Source organism: Zunongwangia sp. SCSIO 43204 (genome assembly GCF_019904275.1).
GTDB classification, from domain to species: domain Bacteria; phylum Bacteroidota; class Bacteroidia; order Flavobacteriales; family Flavobacteriaceae; genus Zunongwangia; species Zunongwangia mangrovi.
The window spans coordinates 2,604,587-2,624,592 of the sequence record NZ_CP063204.1; the positions used below are offsets into that span (position 1 = coordinate 2,604,587).

Sequence of the window (20,006 nt, forward strand, 5' to 3'; positions counted from 1 at the left end):
TTTTGTTTAAAGTTCCCAATCTAATACACTGTCTAAATAATGTATTTGTCTGGTATGTTCATCGATTCTATTATACATTTTTAGATACCCTTCGCTATAACCGACAATATCCGATATATATTTATTTAATGATTTTGTCCCCCTAATTAACTTCACTGTCTTCAGATAATCTGGAAGCGAAGAATCTGCAATTCCTTTAAGTGTTATAGCTCCTAAATCTGTCTTGTCATATCCATAACCTATTTCCCAAGGCACCCATTTACTATAAATAGTTTGACTTGATAGCACACACAACATATGAGTACTATTATTAATTCCTTTTCTGATACATTTCACAACACCTTTAGGGTTTTGCCTCTGTACCTGCTCCTTTAAATCATAATCGTATTCATCTAAATAAACATCTATGTTAGCCCTCATTAGATAGTCTGCTATCTTTATACAGTCATCCAAATCACTTTTATGATGACTTATAAAAACACATTCTTTACCTAGTGATAAATTAATTCTTGCCTTGCTCTCATTTAATGAATGAGCTCTATTAATTCCTGCCATATCTATATTTTAAACCCAAGAAAATTAAACGCATTTCTATCGAAGCGTTCTAAATGATTTTTTATCTCGTGACTAGCGTGGTCTCTTTTCCATATTGCATAATTAATTTTGCTTTCAAAATCACGTTCAATATTTTTCCAGCTCATTGATACTGCATACCCAGAATCTATGTTGGTTTGTAGCCTCTCAGGTACAGAGTGACTAGTTGTTGGTAAATAAATTGCTAGCAGCCCTTTGGGTCTAAATGACCTTTTAAAATTTCTACTATTTTTATATGCTCTTAGTGATGCCCATAACTCCCAATCGATCCATTTTCTATATCCTGTTCGTTCTCCAATAAGTACAACGGTTACAGAACAGGCTCGCATCTTGTTTCTTATAATCGTATATATTTCATCATCTGTATACTCTGATATATCTTCTTTTAAAGAATAATCTGCGACTTTCATACCCTGCTTGAACTTTCGCAAAGCCTTCACATATTTTTGAGCATTCCCGTGATGATAACTTACAAAGAAGTTTCGTGTCTTTTTCTCCATACCTTTTTAAACATTAACCCGTTTCTCTCCCGTTAACAACTGCTGCATCAAGCCTTGTTTTTGTTTTTTCATATTATCAAGAACTACATTTAATGAGGTTAATGAATCATTAGACGCTTCTATTACTTGAACAATTTTTTCTTGTTCATTCGGAGACGGAACAAGAATTGGGCAGTTTAACACCTCTTTTTTCTTGAGGTTAGTTTGCCCCAACCCATCATTAAATTTCAGATAGTATTTATTTCTATTTAATTGATAATAAAGAAACTTAGTGTTAATATTCTTCGGGGTCAGGGCACATATACGTTGATTTAAAGAAAATTTTTCATTTTCATCAATTAAATAACATTTAGCTAAGGCTCTTCCGTTTGGTACATCACTCATTACCATAACAATATCATTTTTATGCAAAGGCGAAATTTGACTGTTAGTGTGTTTCCTCACAAAACCATTAGATGAAATAAATTTTGAGTTAACAACAACAAACTTTCCCGCAGCATCTATATTTTGTTCGTGTCCCTTGCCATTTTTGAAATCACAGACCTCTTCAAGCTTAACTACTTCCCACTCTTCTGTAAACCCTGGAAACCGTTTCTTCCCGGTCAATAACTCCTGCATCAGGCCTTTTTTAAGCGCTTGTTTTTCGGCAATGAGTTGTTCTTGTAAAGCAATGGCTTTATCCCAGGTGCTTAAAATTTGAGCTATTTTTTGTTGTTCGGAAAGTGGGGGAAGGATTATATTAAATTTTTGTACGTTACCCTTTGAAATCCCATACACCTTACTGCCAGTTGCAATCGTTTTTAACGCCCTTTTTACTTTATAGCTTTTAAAAATATAAGCTCGAAATCCCTTTACAGTTTTTCTATCTGTATCGCGTAAAGCAAAAGTGTGCAGTCCACTGATTACTTTTCTTCCATTGAGGTTCATCATTTCAATTGCCTCTCCTATGCCTTCATAATCTTCAGACGCATCCGCTATGACTACATCTCCATCTTTCAAAAAATCAACATTGTTCGGTAATTTGACCTCTTTATTAATACGAGGTACTAATACTTCTTTTTCAAAATCTAATATGGTTTTTTTATAAGTGGCGTGAATATCTCCATAGTGGATATAAAAAACATCACCCTGGTCGTAATTTAATTGTTTACGGGAGTAAGAACTGGTCTTTAAAAACTGAAAAACATCTTCAATTTTCGGGGTTGACCAATCCTTTGGAATCCAGCCCAATTTGGTTTGTTTATAACCTTTACTTACCGATGTTTCGGCTGATGAATTTGTTTCTTCTGTGGGTAGTTCTGTATGCATAGCGTCCTGACTAATATTCATCATCTTGGATTTCAATTGGTTGTTCGATTAAATCGCTTACGATACTTGATTTGTAAAAATTAAACCATTCGGTAAACAATTTCCAGGTCAGTTTTGGGTAGGTATTTTCATCGGTGCACTGCCCAAAGAGCTCATTTAAAAAAATAGGTTTCCAGTATTTTGCTAATTCTTTTTTAGGATCGTCCAAAAAGAGTTCATCTTCCAGCAGGTAACTATTATAATCGCGCTCCTCAGAAGCTTGTTGCTTTTCCATATCTGGAAACAAAGCATTGCTCCAATCGTAAAAAGGCTGTTTAGGTACAATTAGTATAAGACTGCGGTTAATGGTAGGAGGGAGTTTCATTGCTTTTTATTTTTTAATTCTTTCAAAGACTTATCAAAATCACTATTAAAATCCAGGTCTTGCTGTACCCTAAAAATTTCGTAGGCATCTTCGGCAATTTTTTTCGCAATTGTATGGCTCATTTTACCGGCGTTTTTCAACACCTCATAATCGTTAAAGACAAGAAAAGCATCTAATTTTTCAATCCAATCGGTCATTTTCATCGGGATATTCCGCTTGGCTTGATTTTCCGCGTAATCCAGGTACATAACCACAATACGGTTAAGGGCATCTAATTCTTCTTCCTGTAAGTAATTTTTTGCAATACTTACATCACTTTTTAAAATTTTCCCGTCCGGACTGTTTTTCCAGTTGGTTAAACCCATCCCAGGTTGGTTTGCATCCACTCTTTTAGAAATAATTTCTGCTGCAGTAGCTCCAGTAATTGCCCAATGTAATTTATTCTGAACGGTTTGATAAAAGGTTTTGGTAACAGGGCTTTTTGCATCATAGTCAATACTACATTGCGCATAGATATCGGTGATTTTTTGATAAAAGCGACGTTCTGAAGCACGGATCTCCCGAATACGTTCCAAGAGCTCATCAAAGTAATCTTTCCCAAACTGCTTTCCTTGTTTTAAGCGTTCATCATCCAGCACAAAACCTTTAATGATATACTCCCGAAGGGTTTTTGTTGCCCAAATCCTAAATTGTGTAGCTTGTTTGGAATTTACCCGGTAACCTACAGAAATAATAGCATCCAAATTATAAAACTGCGTACTGTACTTTTTACCGTCACTGGCAGTTATTCGAAATTTTCGAATAACTGAATCTTCTTCCAATTCGCCACTCTTAAAAACTTCTTTAAGGTGATAATTAATGGTATTGACTTCTACCCCAAAAAGGGCAGCCATTTTCTTTTGGGAAAGCCAGAACGTTTCTTCTTCATATAAAACTTCAATCGTACTTTTTTCAAGTGCCGTTTCGTAAAATAAAACCTGTAACTGGTTAGTAGGCTTATCCTTGTCATTTCTACTCATAGCCCAACTCTTTTAAATGCTTTTTCATCTCTGTACGTACTTCCAGCAGTTCTGCTTCTAACTGTTCTATGTTTTTCTGAACCTCAGGGATATCTACCGGTTCTTCCTCTTCAAAGGTGTCAACGTACCTGGGGATATTCAAGTTGAAATCATTTTCTTCAACTTCGCCTGGCGGCACTACCGAACTATATTTTTCGATGGTTTTAAAGTCATTAAAAGCAGTAACAATTTTTACGATATCCTGAGACCGCAGCTTATTTTGTCTCTTGCCATCTTCAAAACCTTTACTAGCATCAATAAAGAGGATGTCCTTTGTAGTTTTAGCTTTATTGAAAATTAGAATAGCCGCCGGAATTCCGGTACCATAAAAAAGATTTGTAGGCAAGCCAATAACAGCCTCCAACAAATTTTCTTCAATAAGTTGCTTTCTAATTTTTTGTTCTGCACTACCGCGAAATAAAACACCGTGTGGCACAATAACCCCCACCTTACCACCTGGAGCTGTAGTCTCAATCATATGCTGAATAAATGCATAATCTCCTTTAGATTTTGGCGGAAGTCCTCTATAAAAGCGTTTAAAACGGTCGGCTTCGGCATTTTCATAACCCCATTTATCCAAGCTGAAAGGAGGATTGGCTACCACGATATCAAATTTCATTAATGCATCATCCTCAATCAGTTTAGGATTGTTAATGGTATCACACCATTCGATTTGCGCACCATCCATACTGTGAAGAAAACAGTTCATCTTGCTCAACGCCCAGGTGTCACCATTGCTTTCCTGCCCATATAAGGAGAAGTTATTTGTTGGGTTACCTTTTTCATCTTTGGTTTCTTCAGCTACCTTAATCAATAACGACCCCGAGCCACAAGTAGGGTCAAATATGCGATCTCCCTCTTTAGGAGCTACCAGTTTGGCTAATAATGCTGAAACCTCTTTAGGCGTGAAAAATTCACCGCCTTTTTTTCCCGCACCAGAAGCGAATTTCTCTAAAAGATACATATAGGCATCTCCTAAGATATCTTCTTTGTCTTCCCATAAAGAAGGACGAAAATCTAATTCGGGCTTTGCAAAATCATCGATTAAATTCTTTAATCGGCGATTTCTATCTTTGGTCTGGCCTAATTTATCTGAATTGAAACTTATATTCCTAAAAACCCCATCCAGTTTTTCAATATTGCGTTCTTCAATTTGGGCAAAAATCTTATCAATTTTTTCGCCTATGTCTGTATCATTTCTATGATTGTATATATAATCAAAGGTGCAATTCTCCGGAAGCACAAAACGCTCCCTTTTCAATTTTCGTTGAATCAACTCCTCATTCTCTCCATACTGTTCTTTTAGCTGATTGTAATGATCTTTCCAAACATCACTTAAGTATTTCAAAAACATAAAAACCAGGATATAATTTTTATATTCTGAAGAATCAAAAGCACCTCTAAAGGTGTCACAGGCATTCCATAATGCCGTATTGATCTGATTTTGGGTAGGTTTTATTTTAGTCGAAGCCATTTTTATAAGGTATTTAATAATTGATTGGTGATTAAGGATTCTTTTAAGTTGGTAATTTTAGCCGTTAACTGCTTTTCTTTAATATGTAGTTGTGCAAGTCTTGCAATTTGTTTTTGAAGATCCAACGAAGGCAGCTTAATAGGGATATGCACTACTGTAGCTTTATTAATGCTGGTCACATAGGTACCGGTTTCATTTGTCTTCAAATAATTCTGAACCGGATTTTGGTTGATATACCAGGCTACGTAATGTGGATCTGCTACTTCTTTATTCACTTTTATTACGAAAAGTGCTGATGATGCTATGGTAGGTATATCATCGATTGCGGTGAAAACCAGAGCATAATTATTAGTTCCTTTGGCTATAAATAAAATATCCCCATTTTCAAGGTAATATTTTGGTTTTATTTTATCTGCTGAAATCAAATAGCATTCGTTCCCAATAGCGGCGTACTCATCAATGAAGTCTTTAAGCTGGATTACTCTAATTTCTCCGTTTGAAATTTGACGAATTTTCCCTCTAAAGGAGTAGCCAGAAGAAAGGCCTTCTTCATTTAATATAGCTTTTAATTCAACAACCTTGTTTTTCATTTTTATACTGCATAATGTCTAGGTTGCAAATATAGTTAAATAAAGTAATGATAAGCAAATAAAAAGAAACATAATAGCTATGATGCAAAAAATCCAGATGAAAAGCATCATCTGGATTTTACTTTCCTTTAGTAAAGTTTCGAGAAATATAGTAAGATTTACCCTATTAATCGAAATAATACTATAAAATATAACGGATAGCTTTTAACTTATATAGTTTGGTAATAATCATTCACCACTAACGTCAGCAAAATACTCCCAAGTAAAGCTATCGGTAGTAGTGCTTTCATCACCTATAGAAAGATTCTTAGTATCAATGAGTTCGCCATCTTTATAAAATTTAAAAGTAACATCGAGTGATATCCCTTCTTCTATATTATCAGGTGCTACGTTGTAGGTAACCCAGATACCTGGTGAAGCTTGCTTAGTTGTATAAGATAAAGACCCCGGTAGCGCAGAATTTTCCGAATTCAGGTTGGCATCAACATCATTCTCGGAATCTGTATCTTTCCAGCCATACGCAGAATAGAAAGTGATTTCCTGACTAAACTGATCACTATCACCAGTTTGTAAATATTCTACCGTAAAGTTGCTATTTGTGGTTTCATTACCTGGTAGATCATCTGACGAGTCATTACTACAAGATAGACATAATAACAAAAGTGGTAATAAGTAAATGATTTTCTTCATAATAAATAGTTTTAGGTTAGAATTGGGCTACAGCATCCTTTTTTAGGAGGGTAGTGAGATAATGAACTTCAGTTAGGTCAAGGTTTGAACAAGACAATTTTTCAATAACAGAATTAACATCAATGTCCGATTTGATGTTTTTCGGGATTGGGTTCGGGTAATTCAGAATAAAATCCTGGAGGTCTATTTGAAAAGAGGACTTGTATTTCCCGTCTTCCATTTCCTGGGTACTCCATATTCCATCTTCTACGAACTTGTTTAAGATATCTTCTACCCTGGGTAATTCATAATCGTTTAATCCTGATATAATTATTTTTAGAGCTTTATCTCTATCCTCTGGAAAGCTTGCAAGGACTTTGAGGATTTCGATTTCTTCAAAAGTGTAGTTTAAGTTTCGTAATTGATTCATAGGCTAAGTTTAAATGGTTAAGTCAGCCCTTGATCTTGAAGTTCTCGCATAAAAAAAGCGTGGAACTGCAACTTGTCGGTCTCAGAGGTATCGCCAAACACCTTCCCACCAAACAAAAGCAGTCCACGCCGTAACGTGGACGCCTTGCTTTGATAATGGTGGGTAAAAAAATTGGCGATTTCCTAAGACCAAAATCAAAAGCTAAACGCTTAAGAATTTTATTTTATAAAAAATATATTTTTTATTCTATAGTTTATCTTTTTAAGATTTATAAAACTAAATTTTATATTTTACACTTCTAATTTTTATAAAATATAGAATATAAATTTAGTAAATCTAGTTACTTCAAATTTAATATATTTTTTCCGTTTATACTGTATTTTCAGGTCTTGAAAGCATTTCAAGGTTTGATTTATTTTTCTACCCATTCTTTGAATTGCGCGTCCGTTTCCTTGTGCTCCTGGAAGAACTTACTTATACTTTCAGATTGTCTTTTGAGCCTATTATTTTCCTGAACCAGGTTTTCAATTTGTGATTTATTCGTTGAGCCGTTAAAAGTCACGTATAACATTGTAACAGCCGATAAAAAAATGAGAGTGTTTAAAACAGTCAGATATAGTAATTTACTGGAACTAACCTTTTTATGCGCTTTCAGCAACTCCTTATTATTTTTCCTGGTTTGAGTGTGAAAATTTTCAAAGTCCTTTATTAATATCGCTCTATTAGCTTGCTTCATAGCTTCAAGCTCAGCAACATTAAAATCTACTTTTAAGTATTTAAGCTTGGAGATAGAATTACTTAAAACTTCATTTCGTTCTTTGGTTACCTTTTGAAATTCATCCATTTGCTGAATGAGTATCTCAACTAATTCTGAAACTTTCGGTTTTGCTTGTTTGGCCATAATGATTAGCGATTTCTTGAGTTTCTCCTTCTTTTCTTTTTCGAGTTTTCATCTGGAGTTTCATCTACATAGTTTCCTAGTTTAGATAGCAGCGAAGTGAACTTTTCGGTATTTAAACTATGGTCTTGCAATAGTTGCTCCTGATCTAAACCTCTATCCCTATCTGGGCTTTCCGAAGTAAACACTTCATTTAGCTTCATATTTCGGTCTACCTCACTAGCTTTTAAATTGGTTCCCGTAGCATCGTGTATAAACCGAAACCCCTGAATATTCCCCTGTCTATTAATAGTTGGCAGGACTTGGATTCCACGTTTAGCCATTGCTGCTTGATACACTTTTAGGTTTTTAGGTTTCGACTTTAAAACGAGATAATTAGCTTTTTTAATGATGTTTTTTACCTCCTTATTAGAGTTTTTTCGCTTTCGCTCGGAAGCTTCTTTTAAATCTTTGGCCGAAGTAAGCCCGTACGTCATTGCAGCTTTATGCGCAGCTTCCTGTGCATTCTTACTAATAAAACTATCTTGAAGTAATTTGCCATTAGTCTTGACCCGATTCATTAAAATATGTACGTGTTTATGGTCTTTTTCCGTATGGACAAAGGCTATAAATTGCCGCTGTTTAGGATCAAGATCCAATTCTTTCAAAAAATTTTCCGTTAGATTCTTTAATTGATCATTAGACATTTGGCTACCATCCTTTATACTTGGTGATAAAACAATACTGATCGTATTATTTGTGCACCTCAAATTTTGATTCTGAATGATAGACATATCGGAATACAATTCCTTTGGTGTTATTCCAGAAAGCCCATTACGAAAAAGTTCATAGCCTTTTTGTTCATTAACTATGTAATTGAAAAGTGCTGTTCCTCCAGGGCAAGATTTGGCTTTGCTTATCATTTTAATTTATTTAGATGCGATCGAATTAATTTTGCAGTTGCTACCGAGGTTTCCTTTACTCCGGTAACATCTCCTAACTTGTACAGGTTTCCAATCCTTCTGAAATTGTCACTAAATTTATTTAGCTGCTTATATACTTCTAATTCCTCTGGACTGAGCTTATAAGTTATCGGGTACCCCATAGCCGTATTTCTAAGAAATTCAGATACGGTACATCCGGCTTTATCGGCTTTATTTTTAATATATAAATGTTCAGTACGGGTAACCCTGAATTCTATTTTCTTAATTCTTTTCATTGTATTTTATTTTGCGACCTTCGGGAGAAAAACGAGATGTGAATGGGCTGCAAATTTCAATTTGTCAGGACATTGACACCTCTCGATATAATTTTACGTTTAATCCTACTGGTGAAAAAAAGATAGAGCCACATCAATGCATTAAGAAATAAAGCAGGTTCAATCCCAATCTTCTTCACCAATGAATCTTATTTTCTTCTAGAACTACCGGTTAACTTTACAAAATTGAACATTTCGAACATCCTGTCATAAACCCGTTCACCGTACCTGTTTCTGGCTTCCTCCGGAGAAAAATTAGTAGTGATAAATGTTTTACAAAGAGCTCTTCGGGATTCCGAGTATCTCAATTGTAACAGATCAGCCATAATCTCAATCGAATTCCCAAAATGATTAATTTTGCTCTCAGCCCCCAGGTCTTCAAAATGGGTGGCTCCTTTCTTATATTTTGAGTATAAAGAATCGTCGTTAGGGGCTAACTGTTTTGGACGTGATAATTGACTTAAATACTGGTCTGTTAAGCCAATTGTGTGTACCGTTTTTATTCTGAGACCAGGATTTTGGTAGGATTTATAAATTTCTTCTAAAATCTCAAAAAACAGGCTTTTACCAGTGCCACATCCTCCATAGAAATAAATTCCTTTGTGAGATTTACCTCCTAGGGTTTTTAATTTCTCGGCATTTGAGAAGTAAGAAATAAAAAAATCCACGGCGTATTTATTATCATCATCGATCTCAAAATTTCTTTTTTCTCTTTTCAAAAGCAATTCGTTGGCTTTATCAATAAAGATTTTTTTAAATGGATTTTGAGAAGTCATAATTATCTAGGATTTGGGTTTTGATAATTTGAATTTTTCGTTTTTTCTATTTTATCTCTATTTATTTTTTCTTTTTTACTTATTATTATAGAGTTCTTATTATTAAGTGGCGGGTTTTTTCCGTGACCATTTTTTTCCGTGACCGTTTTTTTCCGTGACGGAAAATTTCGTCCTTTTTCTAATTTAGTATCGTTCGGGATTTGCTTATTTGTGTGAATAGGCTCACCGTATAGATGATAAATTTTTGACTTAAACTCTCCCTTAATAATTTTTTGTTCTTCAACTTCAATCCATCCTCTTGCACAAAGTTCGTTGCGATATTTCCTAAAAGTATCTTTGTGCATTCCTAAGGCGTCACTCAAATGCTTTGTTCGGAATTCCCAATTTTCTGGTTTATGAACCAAAAAAATGTAAAGAAACCTGGATCTGTCTGAAAGGGTATTATCCTCAATAAGATCATTAGGAACCATCGTAAAGTTTCCGGTGATGTGATTCTTTAGTACATTCATTCTTCAATCGATTTTTTAGCTATCGAGAGAGTAAAATGCTTATATTTGCATCCTACTCAATGTTAAGAGTTATAAAGATTTTAAAAGCGTTCAAAATTGCGAGTTTTGAACGCTTTATTTTTTTCTGGTATTAATGTAATCTTTGGCTTTATCCTCTATTTGAGATTCAGACTGGCTTTTATTTTGAAGTAACCAGGAATCGATTTCTGACTTCTCGAAGAAAAGAGTCTTTCCATTCGGTTTTGAAAATGGAATTACATTGTTATGCACAAGCTTGTAGATGTAAGATCGCTTGTAGCCGGTGTAGTTAATTAAGTCTTCTACAGTAAGAATTTCTTTTGTTGAGCCTACGATCAGCTTTTCTAATCGGTTCAACTTTTCTAAAATCAATTGGTTTTCCATTGCTTTCTATTTACGGGTTAACGAAAGCAAAGGTTGATAAAAGTAATAGTAAAAACTATAGAGTGAAAGGTAATAGACTTGTGCTTAAGTATTTACCTTACCTGTTTTTGCCAAGCCATTTGGAGTAACTTGAATCTAAATTTTTTTCTACAATAATTTTATTTCCTCTTTGGAAATTATTCTTTACGAATTTTATAAAATTTTTCCGATCCTCATCCCATAGATCAAGTATACCATTTTCAGAAAGGTCGTGCATTAATTCAAAAATTTTTGAATAACCGACTTTTTTATTACGATCAACATCTATACAAATAAGTTTTTTTATCTCCTCATCCCTATCAATAAATATGCGCTTAAAATCTATGAAATCAGACGAAAAGGAATCTTTATATGAATTTTCAATTAATTGAAATAAATCACTTTCAGAAATTTTTTTCAGCGCAAAATTTTCCCTGATAATAATTTTTCCTTTTGAGTTAACTCTTTTGCGTACTCCTGGATCGAAAATCTTGAACTTTGTGCAATAAAATGAAATAATAGTTAGGGTCATTGCCAACATAAGCCCTGAAAACAGATAAGTTATATTTTCGCTGGTGTGAACTATTTTTACGCTTATAAAATAGCTTATAAACAAGAAATATATTGAAAGAAATAGTATGAATCGATCTCTTTTTTTTACCCACCTAATTTTTGAATTTGAACTATCAGAAATCCAATTAATAATAAAATGCCTATTATAGATAAAAAAGGAGACTATCTGAATAATAAATAGTGCTAATGTAAATTTATGAATGATTTTTACCATTTTATTTCTGGAATTAAATTAGACGCTTCCTTCATTTTTTGATCTACAATTTTCGCATAAATAGCGGTTGTACGAATTTCTTTATGTCCCAAACGCTTAGATACTGTATATATATCCGCTCCATTCTCTAAAAGCAAAACGGCATTGGTATGCCTGCCGCTATGGAAAGTAATATGCTTAGAGATTCCGGATCGATTACACCAACGGACTAATTCGTTATTGTAAACTGCGGAATATTTTAGGCCAGTAAAAACTCGATCTAATGGGTTTTTTCGTTCTCCTAGTAAATCTCGAGCTTGTTTTGATATATATAGATATTCTACACCATCTGTTTTTTTCTGAATAAAATTGATACGGCTTTGGCTATCTTCATCACGCACTTCAGCCCAATACATCTTATTGATGTCTGACCATCTTAATCCTGTTAAACATGAAAAAAGAAAAGCTGATTTTAAAATTTCATATTTGCATGGAGTTTTAGCTAACTTTTGTAACTCTTGAAATGTTAGATACTCTCTTTGACTCTCGGCCTGCTCGAACGATTTTATCTTACTACTGTAATTAATAGATAAATATCCTTCATCAAAGGCGGCTCTAAGTGCAGCTTTAAATTTATTGAAATAAGTGTATTTAGAGTTAAGGGATAGGGGAAGGTTACTTTTTGTTTGTGCATACTTATCAAAATACTGACGCACATTTTTAACAAAATTTTCATCAATTTCTTCAAAAGTAGTATTTGGTGTGATGTGACGTTTAAGGTGTACTAGGGTAGCCGTCCAAGTGCCATAATTTTTTATGCTATCACTTTTTTCCTCGGCTTTCTCATTAAAAAAATCCAAGAAACGACGTTTGGATTTAGCTGTATTTTTCAAGTCAAATCTTCCTTGATAAAATTCTGCTTCTCGTATAGCCAGAATCTTTTTGGCTAAAGCTAAAGTTTCTTTGTTTTCTTTTCTTTCAATGGCATTTTTAGGTTCATCGTGTAAAAACAGCTTCAGATTTTCATTTTCACGAATATGCCTTCGTTTACCCTCTGGTGATGTTTCAGAACCTTTATAATATTCTATGGATAAACTTATCTTACCACTCTTTAATTTTCTTTGTTTTAGTGATATCTTCATAATGGAGTACGTTTGTACTACATCTTAAAATAATGAAGTACATTTGTAGCAACGAATATAGTAACAAAGAACATAAAAGAAAAACAAAAATTATGTAATTATCTGTTTTTCAATTAAAAGAAAACAAAGTAAGCGTAAAGAAACTTAATTTACTTCCCGATACAGAAATTAGCAAATATATTTCCTAGCAGATCATCATTGGTAATTTCGCCGGTAATCTCGCCAAAATGATGTAATGCCTGGCGGATATCTATGGCTAAAAGATCACCAGATAGATCCATATTTAATCCGTCTTCAACTTTGTTTATTTCTTCCAGGGCTTTTAAAAGGGCATTGTAATGTCGACTATTGGTAACAATCGTGTTATTATTTCTCAGTGCGCCAGTATTAACGAAATTCAATAATTTTTCTTTCAATTCTTCAACGCCCAAACCTGTTTTTGCTGAAAGTAAATGAAGGTCTGGGATTCTGGAAGTTAAAATTTCTACCTGCTCTTCGGTTAATTGATCGATCTTATTGGCGATAATTACCAAAGGTTTTTGCGGATATTTATTTTTAATTTTTTCAATTTCAACCTGAATCATACTCAGCGAAGTTTCATTGCCTTGTAGCTGATTAGCAACACTTCCTTCCGTAAATTCGATCTTACTTAATCTTGAAGTATCAAATAGATAAATGACCACTTGCGCCTGACCTATTTTTTCGAAGGTTTTTTTGATTCCAATGCTTTCTACTACATCTTTGGTTTCCCGGATTCCCGCCGTATCAATAAATCTAAAACCAACACCACCAATTGCTAATTCATCCTCTATAACATCTCGAGTAGTTCCTGCAATTTCAGAAACAATTGCTCTTTCCTCATTTAATAACGCATTCAATAAGGTGGATTTTCCAACATTCGGCTCACCAACGATGGCTACCGGAATTCCATTTTTCAATACATTTCCGGTCGCAAATGAATCGATAAGTCTTTTTAATACTTTCTGAATTCTAGCCACCAGATCTCTAAATTGATCACGATTAGCGAATTCGACATCCTCTTCGGCAAAATCGAGTTCTAACTCGATAAGCGAAGCAAAATTCAATAATTCTTCTCGTAAACGTTGAATTTCGTTAGAAAAACCTCCACGCATTTGTTGCATTGCCATTTGGTGAGAAGCTGCATTTTCAGAAGAAATAAGATCGGCTACTGCTTCTGCCTGGCTCAAATCCATCTTGGCGTTCAGGAATGCTCGTAGTGTAAATTCACCGGCTTCCGCAGATCTACAACCACTTCTTACTAAAAGTTGAATGATTTCCTGTTGAATATAAGGCGAACCATGGCAACTAACTTCGATAGTTTCTTCGCCGGTATAAGATTTTGGTGCTCTAAAAACTGAAACTAGAACTTCATCTAAATTACGCTGTCCATCCATAATATTCCCTAAATGCAGGGTATGGGTAGGCTGTTCTTCTAATTTTTTTCGGCTTTTGGCTTTAAAAAGCGGAGCGACAATGGAAATAGCTTCGGGTCCCGAAACTCTAATAACAGCAATGGCTCCGGCTCCAGAAGGCGTGGCAAGCGCAACAATGGTATCGTTTAATTTCATGCCTGCAAAGATAACAAAGAAAGCGTGTATGCAAGAATTTTGAAGAAAAGTGTAACAAAGCTCTTTTATACTCGTCTTTTAAGTGTAGTTCCTTTTTTAAGAGAACTTTTATTAACCATCAAAATACCATCAAAGAATTATGGAAACCTACACAGCTTTGCGAGAAGACAGACAAATGTTAATGCTTATGCATTTGAGTCAGCTACTAGACTTTATAACCGGAATAGGAGGTTTTATTGTACCGCTTATTTTATGGGCAACACAGAAAGATAAAATTCAGGATATGGACGATCAGGGGAAGGATATTATGAATTTCCAGATTAGCTTATTTATTTATTCTGTAGTTTGTATTCCACTGGTTTTTATCGGAATTGGAGTAATATTATTGATTCTGATTGGAATTTTGGGATTTGTTTTCCCTATCATCAACGCGATTAAAGCATCTAATGGAGAACCAACTAATTATCCATTAACCATAAATATTATCAAATAATTATACAATATCAAACTGAAGATCAACTTTAGTTTCAGGCATCAATCGAAAAACAAAAACCCATTCAGGAAACTGAATGGGTTTTGATTTTATATAAAATTCGGATTCTTTCTTAAGACCGATTTACTTTCTAGTTATTCAACATCACCGGCATTACCAACATGGTAATCTTTTCTCCTGGATCTAATCCATCAACCGGAGTTAAAATACCCGCGCGGTTAGGCAAGCTCATTTCTAGTTGTACTTCATCTGAATTTAAATTATTCAGCATTTCAGTAAGGAAACGTGAGTTGAATCCAATTTGCATATCGTCACCCTGGTAACCACAAGTTAAACGCTCTTCTGCTTTATTACTGTAATCTACATCTTCCGCAGAAATATTTAACTCGGCCCCGGCGATCTTTAAACGTACCTGATGCGTCGTTTTATTAGAGAAAATAGAAACCCTTCTTACAGAACTTAAAAACTGGTTACGCTCTATAGTCAGTTTATTTGGATTCTCTTTTGGAATTACCGCTTCGTAATTTGGATACTTCCCATCGATCAAACGACAAATTAATGTAGTATCATCAAAAGTAAATTTGGCATTACTCTCATTATATTCGATAAGCACTTCACTTTCACTACCTGCTAAAATTCCTTTTAAAAGGTTAAGCGGTTTTTTAGGCATAATAAATTCTGCCGTTTGTGAAGCCGTTACATCTTCGCGAGAATACTTTACCAATTTGTGAGCATCTGTAGCTACAAAAGTTAAACCTTCTGTAGAGAACTGAAAGAAAACTCCGCTCATTACCGGGCGAAGATCATCGTTACCAGATGCAAAAATCGTCTTGCTAATTGCAGAAGAAAGAATATCACCTTCGATCACTGTATTGCTTGGATCTTCCAAACTTACAGGATTAGGGAATTCTTCACCATCGGCATACGCAAGCGCATATTTACCGTGATTAGAGCTAAGCTCTATCGTATGATTATCCTCGGCAACAAAAGTTAATGGTTGCTCTGGGAAAGTTTTTAACGTATCTAAAAGAAGTTTGGCCGGTACGGCGATCTTTCCTTCAGAATCAGATTCTACATTCAATTTAGCAGACATCGTGGTCTCTAGATCTGATGCAGAAACTGTTAACTCGTCATTGTTCAAATCAAAAAGGAAATTATCCAATATCGGCAAAGTGTTGTTATTATTAATAACCCCACCAAGTATCTGAAGCTGTTTCAGCAAATAACTGCTGGATACAATAAATTTCATTGGCTTTTTATTGATTTATTAGAATCACTTACAAAGATATTTGAATCCTATAAAAATTGAAGCAGCTCGAAAGAGTTTTTATTAACATTAAATTGAAGTTGTTGATAAGTAAACCACTCTTGTACAGGGTTTTTTCGAAAAATCCCACCACTAAATTGTTAATATGTCGAAATTCGAAGTTTCTGGAGGTAATTATTTCTTCCTGGTGTATTTTCTGCGGCGAGACCAATTATAAAGCAGTGCGAAAATGCCTAATATGAATAATGGAAGAGCAATATTTATCAATTGCCATTTAGTACGTTCAGCTGCTGTTTTCTGTGGATCCAAAAACGCAATCGACACTTTTTTGGTACGAATATCCATTAGTCCGCGATCATCCAGCATATAATTTACGGCATTCAGCAAAAATTCTTTATTGCCGTATGTGGTGCCGGTGTATTTCTGAAATCCAAGCTCTAGAGGTGCTCCCTGTTGAAGATCATTTTTAATCACGTCTCCATCTGAAATCACCAACATTTCTGTCGGTTTACTTTTGTTTAAATTATCCTGAATTTCAAAAGGTTTGAGGCGATTATTATATACTGAAGTAAATTCACCTTCCAATAAAACAGCCAGTGCCTGTTCACCATTAGTATACGAAGCGATATCTGGTTCCTCGCCAACTATGTCTAAACTAATTTCGCGAGGAGTACCTTCTATTTTAGATCGTGGAGAGCTACTTAATAATACTGTTTTTTGCAGGCTATTTTTTAAAGTATCGATAGGATTTGCAAAATCGAATTTTACTGCCTCGATATTATTGATAATCGGATGATCGTTAGGCGAGGAGGTAAGCGGACTATAAAACCACGGATAAGGATTAAACCTGGTATCGTTGCCATTTCCCGTAGCCAAAATAATTGGCGCCGAATACATATCGTTTACCAAACTGGGATTAATTCTTATCCCATAACTAAAAAAGAAATCACCCAGGTTGAGATCTTGCGGTAAAGCGAAAGCTGTCCCGCTTGGATTTAAAAGACTGTCTTTTTCCATCGCCACACTTTCGATAAGCCAAAGCGACTTTCCGCCATTCATGCTGTATTGATCCAGTATATATTTTTCGTTTTCGGTATAAGCTTCGGTTGGTTTTGCTTCAATAATAAGGTCATATTCCTTTAATTCCTGAAGTGTTTTTTGTGGATCTACCGCGGCAGAATCTAAAGTAAACGGCGCCATAAAATAATATTGCTGAAGCGTCTTAACAAAATCTGCAATATTAGGATTTGGTAATTCCCCATTACCACGCATTACCGCGATCTTCTTTTTTCGAGGGTAAATTAATTTGCTAATCGCATCAGTAAACGCATATTCTAATTGCTGAACCGAATTTGTTACCCGGTCTTCATCACTGCTGCCTAACTGATTTTTAAGCAAACCAATTTTAACCGATTTTTGTCCAAGATTGGCCATTGCCCAGGGAAAAATAATCGTTTCGCTATTTTGCCCATTTTCCATCACATTTACTCGCGCCGGCGACATTCCCATTTGGTAAAACTGTTGCGCGACTTGCTGTGCGTTGGCACCTTCAGCTAAAGGATCTATAAAATTAAAGACGATATTGGTGTTTTTCGCAGCATATTCTTCAAGGATCTGTCGGGTTTCGTTTTGCAGGCGCTTAAATTCTGAAGGGAAATCTCCTTTTAAAAAGACATCGATAATAATCGGTTCTTCGATATCCTCTATAATTTCTTCTGAAGCTTTAGAAAGGGTATAACGTTTATCCTGGGTAAGATCTAAACGTTCAAAATATTGTGAAGCAGCAAAGTTTACCGCAACTAAGATTACGATAAATAAAACAACCGATTTGTATTTAGAAAACTGCTTCAAGATTAGTTATTTCTTAGATTTTTTATTCTGAAGTGGGTAAGCTTCAGGAATAATGCTATAAAACTTAAAAAGTAAATAAGATCGCGTGTATCAACAACGCCGCGACTAATGCTGCGGTAGTGATAGCTAATTCCGAAGTAATCTATTCCGTAATCTGAATTTCCAAAAAGCTGAAATCCAGAAATTCCTTCAAATAAAAAGAAGCTTAAAAAACATAGAAAAACGGCCAATATAAACGCAACGATCTGGTTGTTGGTTAGGCTTGAAGAAAATATACCGATAGCGGTATAACAACCACCTAAAAATAGAAGCCCCAAATAACTTCCTAAAGTTGCTCCCATATCGAAATTCCCCGGAATTCGTCCTAATTCTGAAATTGTGATTACGTAAATTATGGACGGAATAATCGCTAAAATCACCAAAATTAAAGCGCCCAGATATTTGCCCAATATTAGATTGATGATCGATAATGGTTTGGTGAGCAAAAGTTCCATGGTGCCTAGTTTCTTTTCTTCAGAAAAGCTTTTCATGGTTATGGCAGGGATCAAAAAGATAAAAATCCACGGCGCCATATTAAAAAACGGCTTTATGTTCGCAAAACCGCTATCTAAAATATTGTATTCGCCAGTAAAAACGAATAAAAACAAACCGCTTACCACCAAAAATATCCCGATAACAAGATAACCAATTGGCGTAGCAAAAAATGATTGTATTTCTTTATTTAAAATTGCTAACAAAAATGTCTAATTTTGATCTGAAACCCAAAGTCTATCCATACTCCAGGCTTCTGGTTTTGCGTTGAACAAAATTTTGGTGTTGCTCCAAACGACCTTAAAAAATGCCGAATTTCGATAATTTTCGAGCGCATTTTCAGTCTCCCAATAACTATACGTAAAAAACTGGTTGGTATTGTGCTTATCCTGATACAATTCTAAATGCTGGCAACCTTTAAAATTGCGAATTTGTTCTTTTGTATTTTCAAAAATGTCCAGAAATGCGTCAATATTTTCTGGGCTAAAGCTCAGCTTTACGATCCTTACTAGCATAAGCTTCAAATTTTATAGTTACGGTGTCTCTATTTTGTAATCCAAATAAACTAGCAGCGCTTCCTACCGTTAAAGGATTACTCTTATAAATGGCTAACTCAATATATCCAGCTGAATTAAAAACAGCTAATTTTTTGCCATCTTCTTCGCCACGTTTATCTTTTTCGATCTTAAAATTAATGCAATCACTATAGGTTTCATAAACCTTATTAAAAGTGACCATTCTTGCACTAATGGTAAATTGGCGGCCTTTGCCAATATTTTCGAATAACTTTCTGGAAATGTTGGTGATCACATTCCCATAATTATCGATATAAATTACGTGACCAATGATCTGGTTTTTATCGCTATTGATCAAGGGCTCGATTTGTTTTAGATATCTTATTTCCTGAATATTCTTCCCTATAACATCTAAAGTTCCGCCGCGAGCGATATGGCAGGCTACTTTTACAAAAACATCGAGAACGGGAAAATTGGTTTCGATCTTATCATGGATATTGATCTCTACAATTTTTTCAGGCTTAATTTCTGAAGCTAATAAAGATAAAATACCATTGTTGGCACACAGGAAATAATGATCGTCCAGTAAAACGGCCAGGTGTTTATTTTCTGGAGTTAATTCTGAATCGATCCCAATAATATGAATACTCCCTTTTGGAAAGCTTTTGTATGCGTTTTTAATGATATAACTCGCTTCACTAATATGAAAAGGAGAGATGCAATGCGAAATATCAACAATTCTAACATCATCCAGCTCGTTGTAAATAGCTCCTTTAACCGCTGCTGCAAAGTAATCTTTCTGCCCAAAATCGGTTGTTAAGGTTATGATTGCCATAAGTGATTGTTAATATTTTTTTTAAGTTCTAAAGGCTAAATTTCCTTAAGTTTGTATAAGGAGCGAAGATACTTTTATTTTGTGCTTCTAGCCTTAAAATTGCGCTAAAAATATGGCGACAAATCAGGTTGCAAAAGTACATCCTGATATTAGGAACACAAATTTAAGTAATAAGAATTTTACTCGATAA

At 34.7% G+C, this 20,006-nt stretch carries 24 protein-coding genes; 1 reads left to right on the forward strand and 23 read right to left on the reverse strand.

Going from position 1 to position 20,006, the window contains the following annotated elements; genetic code table 11:
• Window positions 1-6: 6 nt before the first annotated feature.
• The 18 genes from INR75_RS11495 to mnmE all read right to left on the reverse strand — a co-directional run bounded on the left by INR75_RS11495 (window position 7) and on the right by mnmE (window position 14,324).
• The gene (locus tag INR75_RS11495; protein WP_223088918.1) at window positions 7-555 is read right to left on the reverse strand and encodes a toll/interleukin-1 receptor domain-containing protein; all 549 of its coding nucleotides are present in this window, start codon (window positions 553-555) and stop codon (window positions 7-9) included.
• Window positions 556-557: 2 nt separating this feature from the next.
• Window positions 558-1,094, reverse strand: coding sequence for a TIR domain-containing protein (locus tag INR75_RS11500; RefSeq protein WP_223088919.1), 537 nt, complete (start codon window positions 1,092-1,094; stop codon window positions 558-560).
• A 6-nt stretch (window positions 1,095-1,100) separates the two neighbouring features.
• Window positions 1,101-2,402: a restriction endonuclease subunit S gene (locus INR75_RS11505; RefSeq protein ID WP_223088920.1), complete on the reverse strand. Its 1,302-nt coding sequence runs from the start codon at window positions 2,400-2,402 to the stop codon at window positions 1,101-1,103.
• A 10-nt stretch (window positions 2,403-2,412) separates the two neighbouring features.
• Window positions 2,413-2,766, reverse strand: a complete 354-nt coding sequence (locus INR75_RS11510; RefSeq protein WP_223088921.1) for a hypothetical protein — start codon at window positions 2,764-2,766, stop codon at window positions 2,413-2,415.
• Window positions 2,763-3,785 (reverse strand): virulence RhuM family protein, encoded by a 1,023-nt coding sequence (locus tag INR75_RS11515; RefSeq protein ID WP_223088922.1) that lies wholly within the window; start codon window positions 3,783-3,785, stop codon window positions 2,763-2,765. Before INR75_RS11515 ends, INR75_RS11510 begins: the two co-directional genes overlap by 4 nt.
• Window positions 3,778-5,298, reverse strand: coding sequence for a type I restriction-modification system subunit M (locus INR75_RS11520; RefSeq protein ID WP_223088923.1), 1,521 nt, complete (start codon window positions 5,296-5,298; stop codon window positions 3,778-3,780). The genes INR75_RS11515 and INR75_RS11520 overlap by 8 nt, the downstream gene beginning before the upstream one ends.
• Before the next feature lie 2 nt (window positions 5,299-5,300).
• Window positions 5,301-5,888, reverse strand: coding sequence for a restriction endonuclease subunit S (locus INR75_RS11525; protein WP_223088924.1), 588 nt, complete (start codon window positions 5,886-5,888; stop codon window positions 5,301-5,303).
• A gap of 228 nt (window positions 5,889-6,116) precedes the next feature.
• Window positions 6,117-6,578: a hypothetical protein gene (locus INR75_RS11530; RefSeq protein ID WP_223088925.1), complete on the reverse strand. Its 462-nt coding sequence runs from the start codon at window positions 6,576-6,578 to the stop codon at window positions 6,117-6,119.
• 16 nt (window positions 6,579-6,594) lie between these two features.
• Window positions 6,595-6,987: a hypothetical protein gene (locus INR75_RS11535; protein WP_223088926.1), complete on the reverse strand. Its 393-nt coding sequence runs from the start codon at window positions 6,985-6,987 to the stop codon at window positions 6,595-6,597.
• Between the two features lie 412 nt (window positions 6,988-7,399).
• Window positions 7,400-7,888: a hypothetical protein gene (locus INR75_RS11540; protein WP_223088927.1), complete on the reverse strand. Its 489-nt coding sequence runs from the start codon at window positions 7,886-7,888 to the stop codon at window positions 7,400-7,402.
• Between the two features lie 5 nt (window positions 7,889-7,893).
• On the reverse strand, window positions 7,894-8,787 hold the full coding sequence (locus INR75_RS11545; RefSeq protein WP_223088928.1) for a relaxase/mobilization nuclease domain-containing protein: 894 nt from the start codon (window positions 8,785-8,787) through the stop codon (window positions 7,894-7,896).
• A complete protein-coding gene (locus INR75_RS11550; RefSeq protein ID WP_223088929.1) occupies window positions 8,784-9,083 on the reverse strand; it encodes a mobilization protein in 300 nt (99 codons plus the stop codon). The genes INR75_RS11545 and INR75_RS11550 overlap by 4 nt, the downstream gene beginning before the upstream one ends.
• Window positions 9,084-9,271: 188 nt before the next feature.
• Window positions 9,272-9,898, reverse strand: coding sequence for a hypothetical protein (locus INR75_RS11555; protein WP_223088930.1), 627 nt, complete (start codon window positions 9,896-9,898; stop codon window positions 9,272-9,274).
• 2 nt (window positions 9,899-9,900) lie between these two features.
• On the reverse strand, window positions 9,901-10,407 hold the full coding sequence (locus INR75_RS11560) for a helix-turn-helix domain-containing protein (protein ID WP_223088931.1): 507 nt from the start codon (window positions 10,405-10,407) through the stop codon (window positions 9,901-9,903).
• 114 nt (window positions 10,408-10,521) lie between these two features.
• Window positions 10,522-10,809 (reverse strand): AlpA family transcriptional regulator, encoded by a 288-nt coding sequence (locus INR75_RS11565; protein ID WP_223088932.1) that lies wholly within the window; start codon window positions 10,807-10,809, stop codon window positions 10,522-10,524.
• Window positions 10,810-10,906: 97 nt separating this feature from the next.
• Window positions 10,907-11,614: a hypothetical protein gene (locus INR75_RS11570; RefSeq protein ID WP_223088933.1), complete on the reverse strand. Its 708-nt coding sequence runs from the start codon at window positions 11,612-11,614 to the stop codon at window positions 10,907-10,909.
• Window positions 11,608-12,735, reverse strand: a complete 1,128-nt coding sequence (locus INR75_RS11575; RefSeq protein WP_223088934.1) for a site-specific integrase — start codon at window positions 12,733-12,735, stop codon at window positions 11,608-11,610. The genes INR75_RS11570 and INR75_RS11575 overlap by 7 nt, the downstream gene beginning before the upstream one ends.
• A 149-nt stretch (window positions 12,736-12,884) precedes the next feature.
• Window positions 12,885-14,324, reverse strand: coding sequence for a tRNA uridine-5-carboxymethylaminomethyl(34) synthesis GTPase MnmE (gene mnmE, locus INR75_RS11580; protein WP_223088935.1), 1,440 nt, complete (start codon window positions 14,322-14,324; stop codon window positions 12,885-12,887).
• Window positions 14,325-14,463: 139 nt separating this feature from the next.
• Here mnmE and INR75_RS11585 point away from each other — a divergent pair, with 139 nt between their 5' ends.
• Window positions 14,464-14,817: a DUF4870 domain-containing protein gene (locus tag INR75_RS11585; RefSeq protein WP_092542388.1), complete on the forward strand. Its 354-nt coding sequence runs from the start codon at window positions 14,464-14,466 to the stop codon at window positions 14,815-14,817.
• 130 nt (window positions 14,818-14,947) lie between these two features.
• Here the strand turns inward: INR75_RS11585 and dnaN are convergent, their stop codons facing one another.
• The 5 genes from dnaN to INR75_RS11610 form a co-directional block, all read right to left on the reverse strand.
• A complete protein-coding gene (gene dnaN, locus INR75_RS11590) occupies window positions 14,948-16,066 on the reverse strand; it encodes a DNA polymerase III subunit beta (protein WP_013071264.1) in 1,119 nt (372 codons plus the stop codon).
• A 192-nt stretch (window positions 16,067-16,258) separates the two neighbouring features.
• On the reverse strand, window positions 16,259-17,935 hold the full coding sequence (gene gldG / locus INR75_RS11595; RefSeq protein ID WP_223088936.1) for a gliding motility-associated ABC transporter substrate-binding protein GldG: 1,677 nt from the start codon (window positions 17,933-17,935) through the stop codon (window positions 16,259-16,261).
• A gap of 2 nt (window positions 17,936-17,937) precedes the next feature.
• Complete coding sequence (gene gldF / locus INR75_RS11600; RefSeq protein ID WP_223088937.1) at window positions 17,938-18,672, reverse strand: gliding motility-associated ABC transporter permease subunit GldF; 735 nt, start codon at window positions 18,670-18,672, stop codon at window positions 17,938-17,940.
• Between the two features lie 6 nt (window positions 18,673-18,678).
• Window positions 18,679-18,981: a putative quinol monooxygenase gene (locus tag INR75_RS11605; RefSeq protein ID WP_223088938.1), complete on the reverse strand. Its 303-nt coding sequence runs from the start codon at window positions 18,979-18,981 to the stop codon at window positions 18,679-18,681.
• Window positions 18,950-19,816, reverse strand: coding sequence for an S-adenosyl-l-methionine hydroxide adenosyltransferase family protein (locus INR75_RS11610; protein ID WP_084843040.1), 867 nt, complete (start codon window positions 19,814-19,816; stop codon window positions 18,950-18,952). The genes INR75_RS11605 and INR75_RS11610 overlap by 32 nt, the downstream gene beginning before the upstream one ends.
• Between the last annotated feature and the right edge of the window lie 190 nt (window positions 19,817-20,006).

Coding starts and splice junctions, on each gene's coding strand:
- INR75_RS11605 (WP_223088938.1), bottom strand. CDS start 18,981: ATGCTAGTAAGGATCGTAAAGCTGAGCTTTAGCCCAGAAAATATTGAC.
- dnaN (WP_013071264.1), bottom strand. CDS start 16,066: ATGAAATTTATTGTATCCAGCAGTTATTTGCTGAAACAGCTTCAGATA.
- INR75_RS11510 (WP_223088921.1), bottom strand. CDS start 2,766: ATGAAACTCCCTCCTACCATTAACCGCAGTCTTATACTAATTGTACCT.
- INR75_RS11555 (WP_223088930.1), bottom strand. CDS start 9,898: ATGACTTCTCAAAATCCATTTAAAAAAATCTTTATTGATAAAGCCAAC.
- mnmE (WP_223088935.1), bottom strand. CDS start 14,324: ATGAAATTAAACGATACCATTGTTGCGCTTGCCACGCCTTCTGGAGCC.
- INR75_RS11570 (WP_223088933.1), bottom strand. CDS start 11,614: ATGGTAAAAATCATTCATAAATTTACATTAGCACTATTTATTATTCAG.
- INR75_RS11585 (WP_092542388.1), top strand. CDS start 14,464: ATGGAAACCTACACAGCTTTGCGAGAAGACAGACAAATGTTAATGCTT.
- INR75_RS11500 (WP_223088919.1), bottom strand. CDS start 1,094: ATGGAGAAAAAGACACGAAACTTCTTTGTAAGTTATCATCACGGGAAT.
- INR75_RS11525 (WP_223088924.1), bottom strand. CDS start 5,888: ATGAAAAACAAGGTTGTTGAATTAAAAGCTATATTAAATGAAGAAGGC.
- INR75_RS11560 (WP_223088931.1), bottom strand. CDS start 10,407: ATGAATGTACTAAAGAATCACATCACCGGAAACTTTACGATGGTTCCT.
- INR75_RS11530 (WP_223088925.1), bottom strand. CDS start 6,578: ATGAAGAAAATCATTTACTTATTACCACTTTTGTTATTATGTCTATCT.
- INR75_RS11520 (WP_223088923.1), bottom strand. CDS start 5,298: ATGGCTTCGACTAAAATAAAACCTACCCAAAATCAGATCAATACGGCA.
- INR75_RS11515 (WP_223088922.1), bottom strand. CDS start 3,785: ATGAGTAGAAATGACAAGGATAAGCCTACTAACCAGTTACAGGTTTTA.
- INR75_RS11505 (WP_223088920.1), bottom strand. CDS start 2,402: ATGCATACAGAACTACCCACAGAAGAAACAAATTCATCAGCCGAAACA.
- INR75_RS11610 (WP_084843040.1), bottom strand. CDS start 19,816: ATGGCAATCATAACCTTAACAACCGATTTTGGGCAGAAAGATTACTTT.
- INR75_RS11495 (WP_223088918.1), bottom strand. CDS start 555: ATGGCAGGAATTAATAGAGCTCATTCATTAAATGAGAGCAAGGCAAGA.
- INR75_RS11545 (WP_223088928.1), bottom strand. CDS start 8,787: ATGATAAGCAAAGCCAAATCTTGCCCTGGAGGAACAGCACTTTTCAAT.
- INR75_RS11565 (WP_223088932.1), bottom strand. CDS start 10,809: ATGGAAAACCAATTGATTTTAGAAAAGTTGAACCGATTAGAAAAGCTG.
- INR75_RS11535 (WP_223088926.1), bottom strand. CDS start 6,987: ATGAATCAATTACGAAACTTAAACTACACTTTTGAAGAAATCGAAATC.
- INR75_RS11550 (WP_223088929.1), bottom strand. CDS start 9,083: ATGAAAAGAATTAAGAAAATAGAATTCAGGGTTACCCGTACTGAACAT.
- INR75_RS11540 (WP_223088927.1), bottom strand. CDS start 7,888: ATGGCCAAACAAGCAAAACCGAAAGTTTCAGAATTAGTTGAGATACTC.
- INR75_RS11575 (WP_223088934.1), bottom strand. CDS start 12,735: ATGAAGATATCACTAAAACAAAGAAAATTAAAGAGTGGTAAGATAAGT.